Genomic DNA, 406 nt, shown 5'->3' on the forward strand with positions numbered 1-406 from the left:
GTCAAGGAGGGCGCCTCGGACGTGCACGTCGAGACCGAGGAGCGCCGCCTCGTGGTGCGCTTCCGCGTCGACGGCACCCTGCGCGAGGTGATCGCCCCCAAGCGGGCGCTGGCGCCGCTCCTGGTCAGCCGCATCAAGGTGATGGGCAAGCTCGACATCGCCGAGAAGCGGATGCCGCAGGACGGCCGCGTGAGCCTGCGGGTGGTGGGCTACGACCTCGACGTGCGCGTCTCGACCATCCCGTCGCAGTTCGGCGAGCGGGTGGTGCTGCGGCTCCTCGACCGCGGCAAGACGCTGCTGGGGCTCGACCACCTGGGCCTGAGCCCGCGCGACCTCGCGGCCTTCGGGCGGGTGCTGGCGCGGCCCGACGGGCTGGTGCTGGTGACGGGGCCCACCGGGTCGGGCA

General features: G+C 73.9%; 1 protein-coding gene. It reads left to right on the forward strand.

All coding sequences use genetic code 11. The annotated features are described in order from the left end of the window. Positions 1 to 21: 21 nt before the first annotated feature. On the forward strand, positions 22 to 406 hold a 385-nt coding region (locus D7Y13_RS44160; protein ID WP_279637221.1), incomplete at its 3' end, for a GspE/PulE family protein.

Source organism: Corallococcus praedator (assembly GCF_003612125.1).
In the GTDB taxonomy this organism is placed as follows: Bacteria; Myxococcota; Myxococcia; order Myxococcales; family Myxococcaceae; genus Corallococcus; species Corallococcus praedator.